Genomic DNA, 17,975 nt, shown 5'->3' on the forward strand with positions numbered 1-17,975 from the left:
TCTTCCGCTTTTCACCGTCCTTTCGCGAGCGGGTTCAGCAGGCCGCCTTGGCGCGCAGCACGCGGCCCAGCGCCTCGGTCACCCGCGCGGGGTCGAGTTCCCCGGTGCCCAGCGCCGCCGTGAGCCGGTCGAGCACCTGGGGCAGGCGGGCGCCGGAGGACCAGAACGGGACGTCGGCCCCGGCCCGGAGCGCGGCGAGGACCGCCTCGGGCAGGTCGTAGCGGTCGGAGACGGCGCGCATGGAGCCCAGGTCGTCGGTCACCGTGAGGCCGGTGAACCCCAGTTCCCCGCGCAGCAACCGGTAGGCGGCGGGTGAGAGCGAGGCGGGGACGCCGTCGGTGAGGCCGGGGACGGTGAGGTGGCCGAGCATCACCGCGACCCGTCCTTCCCGGGGCAGGTCGCGGTAGGGGGCGAGGTCGACGGCGCGCAACTGCTCCAGCGGCGGCGTGGTGACGGCGGTGACGTGGGAGTCGCCGGTGGCGCGGCCGTGCCCGGGGAAGTGCTTGAGCACCGGCAGCAGGCCCGCGTCCCGCAGCCCGGCGGCGAAGGCGCCGGCGTACCGGGTGGCGACGGCGGGGTCCGGGCTGAACGACCGGTCCCCGATCACCGCCGCGTCCGGCTGGTCGCCCACGTCGACCACCGGGGCGAAGTCCAGCGTCACACCGCGCGCCCGCAGCCGGTCCCCCCGGGTGCGGGCGAGGTCGCGCACCCGCCGCTCGGAGAGGGTCGCGGCCATCGTCCGCGCGCTGGGCAGGTCCCCGTCGAGCGCGTCGACCCGCTGGACCCGCCCGCCCTCGTCGTCGACGGCCACGGTCAGCGGGAGCGCGGACGCGTCCCGCACCGGGGCCAGTCCCCCGTCCACCAGCAACGCGGTGGCCTTCCCGCCGAGGAAGATCCCCCCGACCTGCTCCTGCCCGACGGCCGCCAACGCGGCGGCCGGGCCCTTCGGGTCGACGCCGACGATCAGCAACTGGGCGAGCTGCCGCCGGGGAGGCAGGCTCGCGATCACCCCCGCGCACGGGTCGGTGGGGACCGCACCGCTCGCGGGCGACGGCCCGCTCCGGTCGCTCCGCGCCACCGGTGTGCCGGAGATCACCTGGTCGGGGACCAGCAGGGACGCGCCCAGCATGCCGCCGACGCCGATGGCGGCCAGCAACCCGCGCGCCCGACGCCGCCCGCGCACCACTCGGCGCGCCCGCGCGCGGCACGTCGACCCGCGCGCACCCTGCACCGGCAAGCCCGTCCCCTCCCGCTCGGAGGTGGGGTGCCCAACCGAGCAGCCCCCGAATCAATCCTCCTCGCCCGCACCGACACTTCCCGCCGACGAACGGGCATCCCTGTGGACAACCACCACGCGGGCGAACCGGGGCAAATCGGGTGGCGGTGGGATGGCCGTGCGGACGGCGCGCGCGGTGGGTGCGAGGATCGGGAACCCCAGGCGAGGAGTGCGGATGAACGAGGGCGAGGAGTCGGAGCTGGAGGTTCCGGCCGAGGTGCACACGGTGTGCCAGTACTGCGGTGGCGGCGGCATGATCGCCGACCCGAAGCTGGCGATCATCGGGGGCACCCCCCGGACCGTCGACAACGGGCGGCCGTGCGCGCACTGCGAGACGGTGGGGCACTTCGCGGGCATCGTGCCGCCGGTCTGACCCCGCCGCGGGCCCGATCTCCACCAGGGCTTCACCCGTCGGGCGCGCGCGGTCCACACCGCGCGGGGACCGTCGGGGGCATGCCGTTCACGCTCGCGCACCCCGCCGCTGTGCTGCCGCAGGCCAGGACGCCGCTGGTGGCCTCGGGGCTGGTGGTGGGGTCCCTGTCGCCGGACCTGACGTACTTCGTGGCGCTGCGACCGCTCGGCGGGGACTTCACGCACAGCCCGCTCGGGTCGGTGGTCGTCGACCTGCGCCGGCGCAGGCGCTGCTCGCGCTGGTCCACGGGTTCGCCGCCCCCGCGCTGGTGTCGCAGGCGCCGCGGTGGGTCCGGGAGCGGGTCGTCGCGGTCGCCCGGCCGCCGCGGCCGGGCCCGCTGCCGGTGGTGTCGGTCCTCGTCGGCGAGGCGCCGCACCTGGTGTGGGACGCGTTCACCCACCACGACGGGTTCGCCGTGACGCGGTTGCCGTGGCCTGCCGGTTCGCTGTGGACGGACATGCCGGTCCACCAGTTCCTGCAACCGGGCAGCAGCGTCGTCGGGCCGGCCGTCGTGCCCTGGTGGTGCGCCCACTACCCGCGCGGCGCCGAGCCCACGCCGGCGCCCGCCCGCTTCGCGCCTGCCCGCCGCCCGTGGCTGCCGGTGACCGGGGCTTTCCTCGGGCTGCTCGCCCACGGCGTGGTCCGCCGCCGCAGGCTCACTTCGCCACGATGACCCAGATGCCGACGCCGACCAGGGCCACGCACAACGCGAAGCTCACCACCGCCAGGCCCAGCCCCATCGCGCTGGCGCCACCCGCCTGCCGGGCGTCGGCGTGGTCGGACCAGCCGCGCACCCCCAGCGCGAACAGCACCACGGCACCGATCCCGGTGCTCAGCGCGGCGACGACAACCTCGCCGAGAGATCCCCAGTTCACCGGTGGCCCCCCGCGACGGGGGCGGCGGATTCGGTGACCGGTTCCACCGGGATGTCGTTGACGTTGTGCGCGCTGACCGCGTTGCGGCGCGACAGCAGGAAGACCGCGCCGCCGAACACCGCCCCCAGCACGGCGACCGCGATCGTGCCGACCGTCCCGGACTCCGCGACCGCGCCCGCGAGCGCGCCCGCGACCCCGGCGGCGGGCAGGGTGATCAGCCAGGCCAGCACCATCCGCCCGGCCGTGCCCCACCGCACCACCGCCTGCGGGGTGCCCAGCCCGGCGCCGAGGATGCCGCCGGAGCAGACGTGCGTGGTCGACAGCGCGATCCCCAGGTGCGAGGAGGTCAGGATCACCGCGGTCGCGCTGGTCTGCGCGGCGAAGCCCTGCGGGGCGCCGATGTCGGTGATGCCGCGGCCCAGGGTGCGGATGATCCGCCACCCGCCCAGGTAGGTGCCCGCGGCGATGGCGAGCCCGGCGCTGACGATCACCCAGGTGGGCGGTCCGGAGCCGGTCGGCAGGCTGCCCGCGCTGATCAGCGTCAGCGTGATGATCCCCATGGTCTTCTGCGCGTCGTTCGTGCCGTGCGCCAGCGACAGCAGGGAGGCCGAGGCGATCTGCCCGATCCGGAACCCCCTGGGCGTGCGGCTCGCGGTGGCCCGGCGGGTGATCCGGAAGGCCAGGTAGGTGGCGATGCCGCCCGCGACCCCGGCGACCACCGGCGCCGCCACGGCGGGCACCAGCACCTTCTCCACCAGCTTGGCGAAGTGCACCGCGTCGCTGCCCGCCGCCACCCACGTCGCCCCGACCAACCCGCCGAACAGGGCGTGCGAAGAACTCGACGGCAGGCCGACGTACCAGGTCAGCAGGTTCCACACGATGGCGCCGATCAGGCCGCCGAACACCACCTCGGGGGTGATCGCGGCGTCATCGACCAACCCCCCGGAGATCGTCTTGGCCACCTCGACCGACAGGAACGCCCCCACCAGGTTGAGGACCGCGGACAGCGCCACCGCCACCTTCGGCCGCAGCGCCCCGGTGGCGATGGACGTGGCCATGGCGTTCGCGGTGTCGTGGAAGCCGTTGGTGAAGTCGAAGACGAGGGCCGTGACGACGACGAGCGGGACCAGCACGGTCAGGTCCACCGAGAGACTCCCTCCCCGAAGGGTGCTCCATTCGGAAACCGGAAAAGCAGGTGACGCCTACGTTAACGTCCGATGACCGCGACCCGCCCGCGCGGCGGTGTGCCGGGCCGGTCAGGGGGCGACGCGGATCTGGTTGCGGCCGGTGCTCTTCGCTTCGTAGACCGCCGCGTCGGCCTGGCGGAGCAGCGCTTCCAGGGTGGCGGTGGGGGCGGGGGCCGCCGCCACGCCGATCGAGGTCGTGCGGGCGGTGATGGTGACCGGGTTGCCGCGCTTGTCCTTGGCCGGGACGTGCATGGCGGCCACCCCCCGGCGGACGCGTTCGGCCACGTGGACGGCCTGGGCGGCGTCGGTGTCGGGCAGGAGCAGGACGAACTCCTCGCCGCCGAAGCGGCCGACGACGTCGCCCTGGCGGGTGGTCTCGTGCAGGACCGCGCCGACCGCGCGCAGGACCGCGTCGCCCGCCGGGTGGCCCCACGTGTCGTTCACCTGCTTGAAGTGGTCCAGGTCGAGGACCGCCACCGCCACGGGGGTGCCCCGGCGGCGGGCCCGGACGAGTTCGCGGTCGACCTGCTCGTGCCAGCCCCGCGAGTTCAGCAGGTCCGTCTTGTCGTCGGTGCGGGAGTCGCCGCGCAGGTTCTCCAACTGCAACGCCCCCCAGTCGAGGGCGCAGAGGAGGGGGACGACCAGCAGGGGCGCCACCCAGGCGTGCGCCACCGCCAGGGCGACGAGGACGCCCAGGTTGACCGCGAGGGCGGCCATGGCGTTGTCGCGGCGGGTACCGGTGACCCGGGCGCGGGTGGGGTGGGGGGTGGACAGGGCGATCACGCCCGCGATGGCGGCCGCGTTGAGTGCGAAGTAGACCGCCGCCGCGGTCAGCAGGACCAGGAACCCGCCCGGGGAGAAGCGGTGCAGCACGTCCAGGCCGGACACCCGGACCACAGACAGCGCCGCCAGCGCGGGCAGCAGGGTGCCCGCGCTGCCGAAGGTGAACCGGTGGAGGGGGCGGCGGGCGACCGGGTAGAGCTGCAGGCGCAGCAGCAGCATCGACAGCACCGCCATCCACGCGGGCAGCAGGACCGCGGCGGGCAGAATCCACACGACCGAGGTGTCGACGTGCGGGCCGCCGCGGTTGTCCCGGCGGGCCTCCTCGGTGCGCCGGGACAGCCACAGGTGCGCCGCCCCGGCGAGCACCAGCGCGCCGAAGCGGCGCCAGTCCGCCGCGGCCGCCGACCGGTCGGCGAGCAGCGCCGCCACCAGCGCCGCCGCGGTGAGGAGTTCGAACAGCAGGATGTAGGCGATCGCGGGCCGCGGCAGCGACCACAACCCGGTCGGCGGTTCGACGCCGGTCACCCCGGTGCCCGGAGCCGCGGTCCGGCTCCCCGGCGCCGCCGGGGTGTGGTCGTCGACCCCCTGGGGCGCCGGGCCCGGTGGGTGACCCGCGGGAGGTGGGGCCGATGCGCAGCCGTGACCGGTGATCGGACCCCGCGGCCCGCGTGCGTGCCGGACCAACGCCGCCGCCCCCCTTCTCCCCTCGGAACGGTGTCCTCAGGGGAAGGATACGTCGCGACCGGCAAGATATTTACTCTTCAACAACTCGATCAGGCGGGCGTGAGCCACTTGCGCAGCCTGGGCGGCAGCCGCTGCTCCAGCCCGTAGGGCTCCAGGTGGCCGCCGAGCACCTCGGTGAACGCCCGGTCGACGCTGTCGAGGTCCCACTCGTCGCGGCGCAGGATCGGGGCCTTGAAGTGCGGCCTGCCCACCACGTGCAGCTCCGTGCCGGTGCAGCGCACCACCTGCCCGGTGATGCCCGCGGAGCGGTCGTCGAGCAGGAAGTGGACCAGCGGCGCGACCAGGTCCGGTGTGCTGTCCGGACCGGTCACCCGCGAGGCGCGCTCGGAGGTCCACACCATCCTGGTGTAGGCGAGCGGGCAGACCGCGTTGACCCGGATGCCGCACTCCTCCAGGTCGAGCGCCCACGAGTAGGTCAGCGAGGAGACCGCGCCCTTGCTCGCCGCGTACGCCCCCAGGGTCCGCTGGCCCAGCGAGGCGCCGGAGGAGATGTTGACGATCGCCCCGCCGCGGCCCGCGGCGCGCATCCGGCGGATGGCGGCCATGCCGGTGTAGAGCACGCCGAGGACGTTGACCTCGACCAGGGCGCGGACCCGCGCCGGGTCGTCGTCCCAGGGCAGGGCCTCGTGGTTGAGGCCCGCGTTGTTGACCAGCCCGTCGACCGCGCCGAACTCGCGGGCGCACAGGTCCACGATCGCCTCGGCCTGCTCCGGGTCGGCGACCGAGTGGCCGCTGGCCACCACCGCCCCGCCGTCCGCGCGGATGTCGGCGGCCACCCGCCGGGCCGCCTCGTGGTCGACGTCGTTGACCACGACCGCGGCGCCCGCCCCGGCCAGGTGCGCGGCGAACGCCGCCCCCAGTCCCCGGCCCGCCCCGGTCACCACGACCGCCTTGCCGTCGAGAGTGCTGCCGCCGAGAATGCCGCCGTCCAGAGTGCTCATCGTCGTGCTCCCCTTCGCAGGCCCCGAATCCGCGCCGGGGGCTCCCGGCGGCCGCGGCGGTCGAGCGACCGCCACCTGCGGGGTCAGTCTCGGTGAGCGCGACCGCGGGAGCAGCCCGGTCGCGCCGAGCGGCGCGGCCGGTGCGCCGAACGCGGGGTCGGCCGTTCGGCCCAGCGGAACCACGAACTGGTCGCCCGCTCTGCGCCGAGCGGTGCCCGCCCGCACCCGGTCCGGGGGCGGGCGGAGCCGGTCAGTCGGCGGCGAACGCGGCCAGCAGCGCCCGGACGTGGTCGGCCTCGGGGACCGCGAGGCCCTCGAACACCGGCAGCGCCGCCCGCCAGTCGACCACCGCGCCCCGGCGGTCGCCGCCGTGCTGGCGGATCAGCGCGCGCACGTGCCTGGCCCGCGCCTCGGCCAGCCGCTGCCCGGAGCGCGCCGCCACCGACAGGCCGCGCTCGACGTGGTCGCCCGCGGAGTCCGGCTCGCCCGCGTCGAGGTGGGCGTGCGCCAGCTCGGTGAGGGCACGGGCCTCCAGCAGCCGCATCCCGGTGTCGCGCATCAGGGCCAGGGCGCCGAAGCCGTGGTGGATGGCGGCGCGGGGGTCGCCGGTGCGGCGGGCCAGCGCGCACAGGCCGGTGAGCACCGAGGCCTCGCCGTAGCCGAAGCGGATCTCCCGGGCCAGGTCCAGCGCCCTGGCGTAGTGGTCCGCCGCGGCCGACCACTCGCCGGTGCGCTGGGCGATGGTGCCCAGGATGTCCAGGCAGCTCACCTCGTGCCGCCGCTCCCCCAGTTGCCGGTTGGCCTCCATCGCGTGCCGGACCTGGGCCGCGGCCGCGGCGTGGTCGCCCGCGTCGCAGCCGGTCTCGGCCAGGCAGACCAGCATGCTGACCTCGCCGTGGCGGTAGCCGTAGCGCCTGCACACCGACAGCGCGTGCCGGTAGCGCTCGGTGGCCCTGGGCAGGTCGCCCATCGCCCAGTGCGCCAGGCCCAGCCCCTGGCAGGCGGCGGCCTGCACGTGCCGGTGCCCGACCCGGGTGCTCAGCTCCAGCGCCTCGGTGTGCCGGGCCAGGGCCTCCTCCGGCCTGCCCAGCGACAGCGCGGCGACCCCCAGGTAGTGCAGGGCGCCCGCCTCGCCGAACCGGTTGCCGATGGCCCGGTTGAGCTCCAGCGACCGCTCGTAGAACGCCGAGGCCTGCGCGGGCTGCCCGAGCTGGGAGTGCGCGCGGCCCAGGTTGTGCAGGGCGCCCGCCTCGACCACCCGGTTGCCGGTGCCCTGGCTCAGCTCCAGCGCCCACCCGTGGTGCTCGATGGCGGCGGCGTAGTCGCTGAGGTTGCAGTGGACCAGCCCGAGCAGGTCGTGCACGGAGGCCTCGGCGTCGACGTCGGCGCAGGAGCGGGCGGCGGCCAGGGCGGCGCGGCCCACGGCGAGCCCGTCGGCGCCGTGGCCGCGGTTGAAGAAGAAGGCCCGCAGCGCCTCGGCGAAGCGCCACGCGTACCGGGGCAGGCCCAGGCCGGTGGCCTCGGTGGCGGCGGCGACCAGGTTGCCCAGTTCGGCGTCGAGCCAGGCCAGGGCGGTGTCCTCGGCGCCCGCGGGGCGGGGCAGCCCGACCCGCCACAGCACGGCGCTGTGGGTCTCGACCTCGCGCAGGTAGTGGTCGAACAGCGCCACGAGGGCGGCGGTGTGCTCCCCGGCGCCCGCACCTCCTCCAGTGCCGCCTCCCGCACCGCCTTCAGTGCTGCCTGCCGCGTCGCCTTCGGCGCGGTCCTTGGCGTAGTCGCGCAGCAGGTCGTGCAGGGCGTAGCGGCCCCGGCTCTGCTCGCGGATCAGGTTGCCGTGGTGCAGCACCCGCAGCAGCCGCGCCGCCTCGGGCACCGCCAGGCCGCCCAGGGCCGCCGCGGCGGCGGGGGTCAGGTCGGCGCCGGGCACCAGCCCGAGCAGGCGGAACAGCCTGCGCGCGCCCGGGGTGAGCTTGGCGTAGGACAGGTCGAACGCGGCGCGCACGGCGGCGGAGTCGTCGCCGGTGACCGCCAGCCCGCTGAGCCTGCCGCGGTCGCGCAGCTCGCGGGTGTAGTCGGCGATGCTCACCAGCGGCCGCACGGCCAGGTTCGCGCCCGCGATGCGCAACGCCAGCGGCAGGTGCCCGCACACCCCGGCCATCTCGGCGGTCGCCTCGGGCTCGCGGCGCAGCCGGGCCGAGCCGACCATCCGCCCCAGTAGCTGCACCGCCTCGGCCGGGCCGAGCACGTCCAGCGGGAGCTGGTGCGCGCCGTCCTGGGCGGTGAGGCCGGTGAGCCGGTCGCGGCTGGTGACCAGGACCAGGCAGCCGGGCGAGCCGGGCAGCAGCGGGCGGACCTGCTCTGCGGTGGCGGCGTTGTCGAGCACGACCAGGACCCGCCTGCCGGTGAGCAGGGTGCGGTACAGGCCCGCCGCCTCGTCGGTGTCGACCGGGACCCGCTCCGGCGGCACGCCCAGCGCGTGCAGGAACCGGACGAGGACCTGGTGGGTGCTCAGCGGGGTGCCCTTGGCGTACCCGAGCAGGTTGACGCAGAGCTGCCCGTCGGGGAAGCGGCCGCGGGCGCGGTGCGCCCAGCGCAGCGCCAGCGCGGTCTTGCCGACCCCGGCGGTGCCGGACACCACGACCGGGACCACCCCGGTGTCGACCCGGCCGAGCAGGGCGTCGAGGTCGGCCAGCGGGGTGTCGCGGCCGACGAACCCCGGCGACTCGGCGGGGAGCTGCGCCGGGACCGGCGGCCCCGGCGGGGTCCGCGGGTCGGGCCGCGGCGGCTGGGCGCGCAGCACCCGCAGGTGCGCCTCCCGCACCTCCCGGCCCGGTTCGACGCCGAGGTCCTCGTCGAGGCGGGCGCGCAGGTCGGTGAACACCCGCAGCGCCTCGGCCTGCTCGCCGGTGCCCGCCAGGCCCAGCATCAGCCGGGCGTGCAGGCCCTCGTGCAGCGGCTCGTCGGGGACCAGCGCGCGCAGGGCGCCGACCACGCCCGCGTGCTCGCCCAGCGGCAGCGCCAGGTCGGCGTAGGTGAGCGCGGTCGCCTTGCGGCACACCCCGAGCGCCACCGCGGTCGGGTGCCCGCGCAGGCGCTCGGGCAGGTCGGCCAGCACCGGGCCGCGCCAGCAGGCCAGCGCCTCGGCGTGCAGTTGCGCGGCGGTGGCGCCGTCGGCGGTGCGGGCGCGGGCGACCAGCTCCTCGAAGCGCAGCAGGTCGAGCTGCTCGGGGGTGGCGCCGAGCCGGTAGCCGCCGGGGACCGAGGCGATCGAGCGGCCCCCGGGGTCCAGGGTGCGGCGCAGCCGGGAGACGTAGGTGTGGACCAGGCCGAGGCAGCTCGCGGGCGGGTCCTCGCCCCAGAGCACGTCGACGACCTCCTCGTGCGAGACCCGGTGGTTGGCGTTGAGCGCCAGCAGGGCCAGCAGGGACCGCTGCTTGACCGCGCCCGGCCGCAACTGCTGCCCGCCGTGGGCGACGCTGAACGCGCCGAGCACCCCCAGCCGCAGCGGCGGGGCCGCGTCGGCGTGGGTGTCGAGGGCGTCCGGGGCGACCCCGACGGCGGCGGCGAGCCTGCGCACCGATTCCACCCTCGGCCTGCCGACGCCGCCGCGCTCGATGTAGCGCAGGGCGCGCACGCTGAGCCCGGACCGGGCGGCCAGCTCGCCCTGGGTCAGCCCGGCGCGCAGCCGGTGCGCGCGCACCGCCGCGCCGAACGAGCCGGGGGCACCGGGGTCCATCGCGTCCTTTCCGCCTGCGCGGGGGCCTCTTGCCGCCACCGGCGGCCGAAGTTGCCGCCCGCACCGAAGGTAGCGCACCAAAAAACGTTGTCGTCCCAGGTGGAGGCCATGATCACAAACCGGCCCCGGTCGTCGCGGCAGTACAGATCCGTTGCCAAGTGCGAACACTAGCGTGTGTCGTCGGGTCCGGTCCGCGCTTTCGCGCGCGTGGGCGGACCCGTTTCGTGGCGCGGCGTTCTGGGGGTGCGCCGCGCCACGCGGGCCGTGGGGTTCCCGTCGGGGGTCGCCGCCCGCGGTCCGCGCGGGGGCGAACTCGGCAGGAGTCGGGAACCGGCCACCGGTAGCCTCCCGGAGGTGGGGGCGGCACTCGACACATGACCATCCGGCGATGAGCGGCGGCGCGCCGCCCGAGCGCGATCCGGCTGGGCGCCGGGTCCGGTCCCGGCTGGGCTGGCTGGTGCTGGTCGTGCTGGCCGCCGCCGGGTTCGCGGTGGTCGCCTCCCGCTCCCCGGCCCCGGCGGAGCACCCGCCCACCGGCGACGTGGCCCGCGCGGCGACCGCGGTGGACGCCCTGCTGCACCCCAGTTCCGGCCGCGACCCGCTGGCCGAACTGCCCGCCGACTTCACCGCCGAGGTGGGCGTGGTGCCCGACCGGCTCCCCGCCCCCGACGGCACCACCCGGTCGGTGCACGTCGACGGCGGCTGCTCGACCCCGTGGGGCGACGACGACACCCGGTGGGACTTCTCGGTCGGCTGCAAGGCCCACGACCTGGGCTACGACCTGCTGCGCTACGCCGCGGCGAAGGGGCAGCCGCTGCCCCCGGACGCGCGCCGCGACCTCGACGCGCGGCTGTCGGCGGACATGCACCGGCAGTGCGAGCTGAACCCGCGCGGCTCCGGCGGCACCTGCCGGGTGGTCGCCTCGCTGTACTCGGCGGGCCTGGTGGCCAACTCCTGGCACCAGCGCTGGGGTCCGCCGGTGAGCGAGCCGATGGGCGGGTGGGCGATGGCGGCGCTGGTGGTGGTCGTGCTGCTGGCGGTGCGGGTGCCCGCGTTCGCCAGGCGCCGGGTGCCGCGCGAGGACGCGCACCGGTTGACCGAGGCCGAGGGCGACCGGGCCGCCTACCTGGGCCTGGTGCGGCTGCTGAGCCTGGGCGGGATCGTGCTGGCGGAGTCGGTGCTGGCGTTCGGCCCGCTGCTGTCGGTGCCGGTGGCCGACCTGTGGCCGGTGACCTGGCTGCTGCAACTGGTGCCGCTGTTCTTCTTCGCGGGCGGCAACTCCAACCTGCTGGCCTGGCGCGCGGCGCGGGCGGCGGGCACCGGCTACGGCGGGTACCTGGCGCGGCGGGTGTCCTGGCTGATCCGGCCGGTGCTGGCGTTCGTCACCGCGTGGTTGGTGGTGCCGCTGTCGCTGGACCTGCTCGACGCCCCGGACGCGGTGGTGGCCGCCTTCGGCAGGCTCGTCGCGCAGCCGCTGTGGCTGCTCGGGCTGTACCTGCTGGTGGTCGGCGCGGCCCCGGTCGCGCAGTGGGCGCACGAGCGGGCGCCGCTGCTCACCCCGGCCGCCCTGGCCGCGGGCGTGGTCGGGCTCGCGGTCGCCGGGTCCGGCTCGGTCGCCGCGCACCTCGGCGGGATCGTGCTGGCGCTGTTCTTCGGGCAGCTTTCGTTCCTCTACGCCGACGGCACGCTGTGGCGGCCGCGCAGGCGGGTGCCCGCGGTGGTCGCCGCGGGCGCGCTGCTCGGGCTGGTGCTGCTGACCACGGTCTTCGGCTCCTCCCCCGGGCTGATCGCCGAACCCGCCGAGACGGCCAGCTTCGTGCCGTCGGCGCCCGCGGTGCTGCTGCTCGGGCTGGCCCAGGTGTGCCTGGTGGTGGCGCCGGGCCCGGCCGGGGTGCGGGCGGTGGCGCGCGGGGCGGCGGTGCGGGCGGTGCGCTTCGCCCGGTCGGCGCCGATGACGGTCTACCTGGTGTACCTGTGCGCGCTGCTGCTGCTGGCCGGGGTGGTCGGCGCGCTGCGCTGGACCCGGGCCGCCGGGTGGGTGCCCTCCCCGCGCACGCTGGCCGCGATCGGGCTGCTGGCGGTGCCGACGGCGCTGGCGTTCCTGCTGTTCGAGCGGCACCGGCACACCCCGGAGCCGGTGGCGGAGCACCCGCGCCCGGGCAGCCGCTGGGAGGTGGTGGCCGCGACGCTGGGCACCGCCTACGGCGCGCTGGGCATCGTCGGGTTCGCGGTGACCGGGCTGACCGGCACCGGGCACGGCGCGGTGGTGCTGGGGATGCCGATGGACCCGATGGCGGGGGTGATCCACCTGCTGCTGGGCTGGTACCTGCTGCACTCGGTGCGGGTGGGCACCGGCGCGACGCCGTGGCCGTGGCTGCTGGCGGCGGTGGCCTGCGTGCCGCCGATGGTCACCACGGTCAGCGACACCGGCGACGTTGTGCACTCGATCACCATCGGCGTGGCGCTGCTGGCGGCCGTGGCCACCGCGTGGCCGCGGCGCGGACCGGGGCGTCCGGGCAGCTCGGAGCCGGTGTCGCGGCGACCGGCACGGGTGAACGGGGGTTCCGGGGTGCCCGGCTGAGCCCGTGCCGTGGCAAGCTCCCCGGAATCGTATGTCACAGTACGGACAACCTGGGCGGCCCTGTTCGCGTCTGTTCCGAAGACGGGGCAGAACGGCCGCCGCTTTCGACACGACGTGCGCGACGGCGTGCCGCGCGCCGCCGACGGGGAGGAGCAGGGCGTGGAGTACCGGCCGCCTGGGTCAGGCAGCGCCGCGGGCCGGGAGCGGTCCGCCCAGGCACGTGCCGACCGCGGGAGAGGCGCCGAGCCCGGCGCCGCCCGGTCGGGGCGCCCGGCCGACCGCGTGCGCCAGTCCGCCGACCGCACCCGCCAGCCCGGGGACCGGGGCCGCCAGCCGGGCGAGCCCGCCGACCGCCGCCAGCCCCCGCCGGACCGCCGCGGTCGCGCCGCCGAGCCCGCCCGCGAACCCCGGGAGCGCCGCGGCGCCGCGGCGCGCGGCCGGACGCCCGAGCGCGCAGCCCGCCCCACGGCCGCCCGCGCCAACGCCGCGGCGCCCACCGAGAAGATCGCCCCGCGCGCCCGACCCGCCGCCGCCCCGGTCGCCGACCGGCGCCCCCGGTACGTCGCGGGCAAATCCCTGGTGACGCTGCTGTCGGCGGCGATGGTGGTCACCCTCGGCTACTACTGGAAGGTCACCGACGACTTCTCCGACGACCTGACCCGGGCGAACGTGATCGACGGCGCCTCGGTGGAGAAGCCGGCCGACGGCGCGATCGACATCCTGATGGTCGGCATGGACAGCCGAACCGACCCGCAGGGCAACCCGCTGTCGAAGGAGCGGCTCGCGGAGCTGCACGCGGGCGTGGCCGACGGCGAGGTCAACACCGACACGCTGATCCTGATCCGGATTCCCAACGACGGCGGCAAGGCCACCGGCATCTCGATCCCGCGCGACTCCTACGTGGACATCCCCGGCCACGGCAAGCACAAGATCAACTCCGCCTACGGCCGGGCGAAGCTGCAGGCGTACGCGGGGTTGAAGGAGGACGGCGTCGGCGGCCGGGACCTGGAGGTGCGGTCGAACCTGGAGGGCGCCAAGAGCGTGATCGCCACGGTCAACAAGCTCACCGGCGCCACCGTCGACCACTACGCCGAGATCAACCTCTTCGGCTTCGCCGACATCACCCAGGCCATCGGTGGCGTCGAGGTCTGCCTGAACAAGGCGACCAAGGACAAGTTCTCCGGGGCGGACTTCCCCGCCGGGGTGCAGACCATCTCCGGGGTGCCCGCGCTGGCGTTCGTCCGGCAGCGGCACGGCCTGCCCAACGGCGACCTGGACCGGATCGTCCGCCAGCAGACGTTCATGGGGGCCATGGCGAAGAAGGTGTTCTCCCAGGACGTCATCGCCCCCGGCTCGGAGACCCTGCCCAAGCTGCAGGAGGCGATCTCCAAGTCGGTCGTGCTGGACGAGGACTGGAACATCATGCAGTTCGCCCAGCAGATGACCGGCATCACCGGCGGCAAGGTCGCCTTCGAGACCATCCCGCACGGCACCATCGACCTGCAGACGCCCAACGACGGCTCGGCGATCGAGATCGACCCGGACGACGTGCGCGCCTTCGTCCGGCACCTGCTCACCCCGGACGCGCCGACCAGCAGCGCGGGCCCGAGCAGCGCCCCCGCGGGCGGCACCACGGAACCGGGGTCGACCGAGGCGGAGTCCAAGCCGACCGTCAACGTCCTCAACGGCTCCGGCAGGACCGGCCTGGCCGCGGACGTGGTGAAGACGCTGACCGGCAAGGGGTTCACCGAGGGCAGCACCGGCAACGCCGCGGCCCGCGCCAAGACCGTGATCCGCTACGCCACGGGCCAGCAGGACCTCGGCACGATGGTCGCCGACGCCCTCGGCGGCGACTACACCGTCGAGCAGGACTCCGACCTGGGCAAGGGCAAGGTCTCGGTGATCCTCGGCAAGGACTACACCACCGCCGACGGGTTCGGCGGCGCGCCCGCGCTCGACCTGGGCGCCCCGGCGCGCGCCGCGCTCCAGCCCGCGGTGCCCTGCATCAACTGACCCCGCCCGGCTCACCCGTTCGGCGCAACTTCGGGTGAGTCGCGTCAGGGTGCGGTGACCTCGCCTTCTCTCCAGTGGAACCCGGCTGGAGAGGGGCGTGCGCGGCGCATGGATGGAGCGGCGTACCAGCGGGTGCTGGGGGACGAGATCCGGAAGCTGCGCAAGAGCCGGGGCTGGACCCGCAAGGAGCTCAACGCCCGGCTGCCCAGCGGCATCTCGTTGCAGACCCTGGCGACCTACGAGCTGGGCACCCGGCGGTGCTCGGTGCTGCGGTTCGTGGAGATCTGCCTGGCCCTGGGCGAACCGCCGCACCGGCTGCTGGCCCGGGTGCAGGCCCGCGTGGTCCCCGACGACCCGGCGGGCGGGGTCCGCCTCGACCTGCGCCGGGTCGCCCGGGAGCGGTCGCCGGAGCTGGCCCCGCTGCGCCGCTGGGCGGTCGAGCGGCTCGGCGGGCGCGACGGGGCGCGGCCGGTGCCGGTGCACCTGGACGTGGACGCGGTGGCGCGGATGGCGGAGCTGTGCGGGCTCCCGGCGCCGGACCTGCTCGCGCGGCTGCGCGACCTGTCGGACGCGCCGGAACCCCCGCACGGCTGAACCCCGCCGCCGGGTGGGGCTCAGCCGTGCGGGGTTCAGCGTCGGGGGCTCAGCTCGCGGTGAGCTGCGGGGTCCGGCTGCGGGTGATCAGCTCGAAGTCGGCCGCGTCGACCTTGCGGGTCTTGAGCCAGTAGCGCCAGGTGAACCCGGGCCACAGGGTGCGGTTGACGCCCTGGGCGTCGAGGTACCAGCTCTTGCAGCCGCCCTGGGTCCAGACGCCCTCGCGGAGCTTGCGCTGGATCTCGACGTTGAACTTCTCCTGCGCCGCCGGGCGGACGTCGATGGCCTCGACGTTGTGCCGCTCGGCGAGCTTCATCGCCTCGCGGATGTGGTTGAGCTGCGACTCGATCATGAACACGACCGAGTTGTGGCCCAGGCCGGTGTTCGGGCCGAGCAGGAAGAACAGGTTCGGGAAACCGGCGACGTTGATGCCGTTGTAGGTGGTGATGCCCGCCTCGGCCCACATCTTGCCCAGCTCGACACCGTCGCGGCCGGTGATGTCGAGGTGCTCCATGGAGTCGATGACCTGGAAGCCGGTGCCGTAGATGATGGCGTCGACCTCGATCTCGCGGCCGTCGTTGGTGACGATGCTCCTCGCCTTGACCTCGGCGACGCCGGAGGTGTCGAGGGAGACGTTGTCGCGGCGGAAGGCCGGGTAGTAGTCGTTGGAGATCAGGACGCGCTTGCAGCCCATGACGTAGTCCGGGGTGAGCTTGGCGACCAGCTCCGGGTCCCGCACGGACCGCTTGATGTTCCACGCGGCCAGCCTGGACGCCGCCTTGAGCATCCCCTGGTGGCCGTTGAAGCCGATCGCGCGGGCCTCGTTGAGCCAGTACAGGAAGTTGCGGTAGCCGCGGTGGGCGCCGGGGACCTTCGCCAGCGCCGTCTTGGCCCAGCCGGGCATGGCGTGGTCGGGCTTGGGCATGACCCACGGCGGAGTGCGCTGGAACAGGGTCAGCTCGGCGACCTGCTTGGCGATGCGCGGCATGAACTGCACCGCGCTGGCACCGGTGCCGATCACGGCGACCTTCTTGCCGGTGAGGTCGTAGTCGTGGTCCCAGCGCGCGGAGTGGAAGGCGGTGCCCTCGAAGTTCTCGATGCCGTTGAGGTGCGGGACCTGCGGCAGGTGCAGCGCACCAATGCCCGCGACGACGTACTGCGCGACGTAGGTGTCACCGCCGGTGGTGGCGATGTACCAGCGGTTCTCCTCCTCGTCCCAGCGCCCGCCCGCGACCTCGACGCCGAAGGTGGTGTTGCGGGCGAGGTCCCACTTGGCGGCCACGTCGCGCATGTACTGGTAGATCTCCGCCTGCGGGGCGAACGCGCGCGACCAGTCGGCCTTGGGCTCGAAGGAGAACGAGTACATGTGCGACTGGATGTCGCAGGCGCAGCCCGGGTAGCTGTTGTCGCGCCAGGTGCCGCCGAAGTCGTCGGCCTTCTCCAGCACGACGAAGTCCTCGCGGCCCTCCTTGCGGAGCTGGATGGCCATGCCCATGCCGGAGAACCCGGTGCCGACGATCACCACACCGGTGTGGATGAGTTTGCCCATGGGCCGCGCCTCCGTGACTAGTATGTACCTGTTACCCGGAGTCAAGCTTACTCTGAGTAGGTTACTTGCGGTAGAGTCAATCCCGTGACAATGACCGGTGGCAAGGTTGAGCGCAAGCGACGAATGCCCCGCGCCGAGCGCGAGCGGCAGATGATGGCCGTCGCCGAGGAGATCTTCGCCGACCGGGGCTACCTGGCCGCCTCCATGGACGACATCGCCGAGCTGTGCGGGGTCTCCAAGCCGATGATCTACGAGTACTTCGGCTCCAAGGAGGGCCTGCTCGTCGCCTGCATCCGCCAGGCCCGCACCGAGCTGGCCAAGGCCACCACCGAGTCGGTCGTGGGGTCCACCAGCGCGGAGGAGGCCCTGCGCCGCGGCCTGGTCGCCTTCTTCGAGTTCACCGACACCCACCGCCGCGCCTGGTCGCTCATGCTGCGCAGCGAGGCCGCCGTGGCCGGACCGGCCGCCGCCGCGGAGATCGAGGCGGGCCGCCAGGAGCAGGTGGAGATCGACCTCGCCCTGTTCAAGGCCTTCCTGCCCGACGCCCCCCACCAGGACCTGGAGGCGGCCGCCCAGATCGTCGTCGGCGCCTGCGAGCGCCTGTCGCTGTGGTACGTCAACCAGGACGAGGTCACCGCCGAGCAGGCCGCCGACCACCTGATGCGGGCACTGTGGACCGGGCTGTCCAGCATGGTCGAGAACTGAATTCCGGCACCGCGCCGACACCGGGCCTACGCTGGTCGGTGAGCAGAACAGGAGGGCCAAGGATGTTCGAGCCGATCCTGGCGAACTACACCCGCGACGGCGACGACTGGAAGGTCGAGGTCACGGGCGGGGACGAGGTCCTCACCGCGACCGCCCCCGGCCTCATCGCGGCCCGCGACCAGGCCGACCAACTCGCCGAGCGCATCGCCCCCGGCGACCAACCCCGCACCGTCGTCCACACCCTGGACGGCGACGCCCTGGGCTTCACCACGGCCTACCTGACCGCCCGCCTGGCCACCCCACCCCCAGGCCCACCCCCCGCCACCGACGAGGCGACAACCGCCTGAGCCGACACCACCGGCACCAGTCCCGAGCAGGCAGGCCACCAGAACACCCCGAACCCCACAGGCGGGCGGGCAACCACACCGAACCCACCGAGCGCAGCAGGCGACCATCCCCCGCCAACCGCCGGTCTGGCGGCTGGCCACCCGCAACCTCACCGGCGCAGCGAAAGCCAGCCACCCAACAAACCGCCGGCCCGGCGCCGGAATGCCCGGGTGGGTGGATGTGCTTGGGTGG

The 17,975-nt window shown here is 75.0% G+C and carries 14 protein-coding genes and 1 pseudogene; 8 read left to right on the forward strand and 7 right to left on the reverse strand.

From position 1 onward, the window contains the following. Positions 1–34: 34 nt before the first annotated feature. On the reverse strand, positions 35–1,129 hold the full coding sequence (locus tag UO65_RS04345; RefSeq protein WP_152551976.1) for a glycoside hydrolase family 3 N-terminal domain-containing protein: 1,095 nt from the start codon (positions 1,127–1,129) through the stop codon (positions 35–37). Positions 1,130–1,451: 322 nt separating this feature from the next. Between UO65_RS04345 and UO65_RS04350 the strand changes: the two genes are divergently transcribed. The 3 genes and pseudogenes from UO65_RS04350 (at position 1,452) to UO65_RS38535 (ending at position 2,361) form a co-directional block, all read left to right on the forward strand. Beyond that, positions 1,452–1,649, forward strand: coding sequence for a hypothetical protein (locus UO65_RS04350; protein ID WP_035278943.1), 198 nt, complete (start codon positions 1,452–1,454; stop codon positions 1,647–1,649). 80 nt (positions 1,650–1,729) lie between these two features. Further along, positions 1,730–1,843: pseudogene (locus UO65_RS38910) on the forward strand (DUF4184 family protein); the annotation flags it as partial. A gap of 113 nt (positions 1,844–1,956) precedes the next feature. Then, complete coding sequence (locus UO65_RS38535; RefSeq protein WP_052020677.1) at positions 1,957–2,361, forward strand: DUF4184 family protein; 405 nt, start codon at positions 1,957–1,959, stop codon at positions 2,359–2,361. On the opposite strand, the gene UO65_RS04360 is transcribed toward UO65_RS38535, so the two are convergent. The 5 genes from UO65_RS04360 to UO65_RS04380 all read right to left on the reverse strand — a co-directional run bounded on the left by UO65_RS04360 (position 2,345) and on the right by UO65_RS04380 (position 9,954). Further along, entirely contained in the window at positions 2,345–2,563 is a 219-nt protein-coding gene (locus UO65_RS04360; protein WP_035278945.1) for a hypothetical protein, read from the reverse strand. The genes UO65_RS38535 and UO65_RS04360 overlap by 17 nt on opposite strands. Continuing rightward, positions 2,560–3,708, reverse strand: a complete 1,149-nt coding sequence (locus tag UO65_RS04365; RefSeq protein WP_035278948.1) for an inorganic phosphate transporter — start codon at positions 3,706–3,708, stop codon at positions 2,560–2,562. Before UO65_RS04365 ends, UO65_RS04360 begins: the two co-directional genes overlap by 4 nt. A 111-nt stretch (positions 3,709–3,819) precedes the next feature. After that, entirely contained in the window at positions 3,820–5,058 is a 1,239-nt protein-coding gene (locus tag UO65_RS04370; protein ID WP_084175300.1) for a GGDEF domain-containing protein, read from the reverse strand. 248 nt (positions 5,059–5,306) lie between these two features. Next, entirely contained in the window at positions 5,307–6,218 is a 912-nt protein-coding gene (locus UO65_RS04375) for an SDR family NAD(P)-dependent oxidoreductase (protein ID WP_052020679.1), read from the reverse strand. 250 nt (positions 6,219–6,468) lie between these two features. Then, positions 6,469–9,954, reverse strand: a complete 3,486-nt coding sequence (locus UO65_RS04380) for a tetratricopeptide repeat protein (protein ID WP_052020681.1) — start codon at positions 9,952–9,954, stop codon at positions 6,469–6,471. Positions 9,955–10,342: 388 nt separating this feature from the next. Between UO65_RS04380 and UO65_RS38540 the strand changes: the two genes are divergently transcribed. The 3 genes from UO65_RS38540 (at position 10,343) to UO65_RS04395 (ending at position 15,142) form a co-directional block, all read left to right on the forward strand. Then, a complete protein-coding gene (locus tag UO65_RS38540; RefSeq protein ID WP_052020684.1) occupies positions 10,343–12,535 on the forward strand; it encodes a phospholipase A2 in 2,193 nt (730 codons plus the stop codon). Between the two features lie 114 nt (positions 12,536–12,649). Then, complete coding sequence (locus UO65_RS04390) at positions 12,650–14,548, forward strand: LCP family protein (RefSeq protein WP_052020687.1); 1,899 nt, start codon at positions 12,650–12,652, stop codon at positions 14,546–14,548. A gap of 108 nt (positions 14,549–14,656) precedes the next feature. Next, entirely contained in the window at positions 14,657–15,142 is a 486-nt protein-coding gene (locus tag UO65_RS04395; protein ID WP_035278950.1) for a helix-turn-helix domain-containing protein, read from the forward strand. A 49-nt stretch (positions 15,143–15,191) separates the two neighbouring features. On the opposite strand, the gene UO65_RS04400 is transcribed toward UO65_RS04395, so the two are convergent. After that, on the reverse strand, positions 15,192–16,691 hold the full coding sequence (locus UO65_RS04400; protein ID WP_035278952.1) for a flavin-containing monooxygenase: 1,500 nt from the start codon (positions 16,689–16,691) through the stop codon (positions 15,192–15,194). Between the two features lie 90 nt (positions 16,692–16,781). Between UO65_RS04400 and UO65_RS04405 the strand changes: the two genes are divergently transcribed. Both UO65_RS04405 and UO65_RS04410 read left to right on the forward strand, forming a co-directional pair. Further along, the gene (locus tag UO65_RS04405) at positions 16,782–17,396 is read left to right on the forward strand and encodes a TetR/AcrR family transcriptional regulator (RefSeq protein WP_035278953.1); all 615 of its coding nucleotides are present in this window, start codon (positions 16,782–16,784) and stop codon (positions 17,394–17,396) included. A gap of 62 nt (positions 17,397–17,458) precedes the next feature. Continuing rightward, positions 17,459–17,743: a hypothetical protein gene (locus UO65_RS04410; RefSeq protein WP_052020689.1), complete on the forward strand. Its 285-nt coding sequence runs from the start codon at positions 17,459–17,461 to the stop codon at positions 17,741–17,743. Positions 17,744–17,975: the final 232 nt, after the last annotated feature.

Source organism: Actinokineospora spheciospongiae, assembly GCF_000564855.1.
Lineage (GTDB): Bacteria > Actinomycetota > Actinomycetes > Mycobacteriales > Pseudonocardiaceae > Actinokineospora > Actinokineospora spheciospongiae.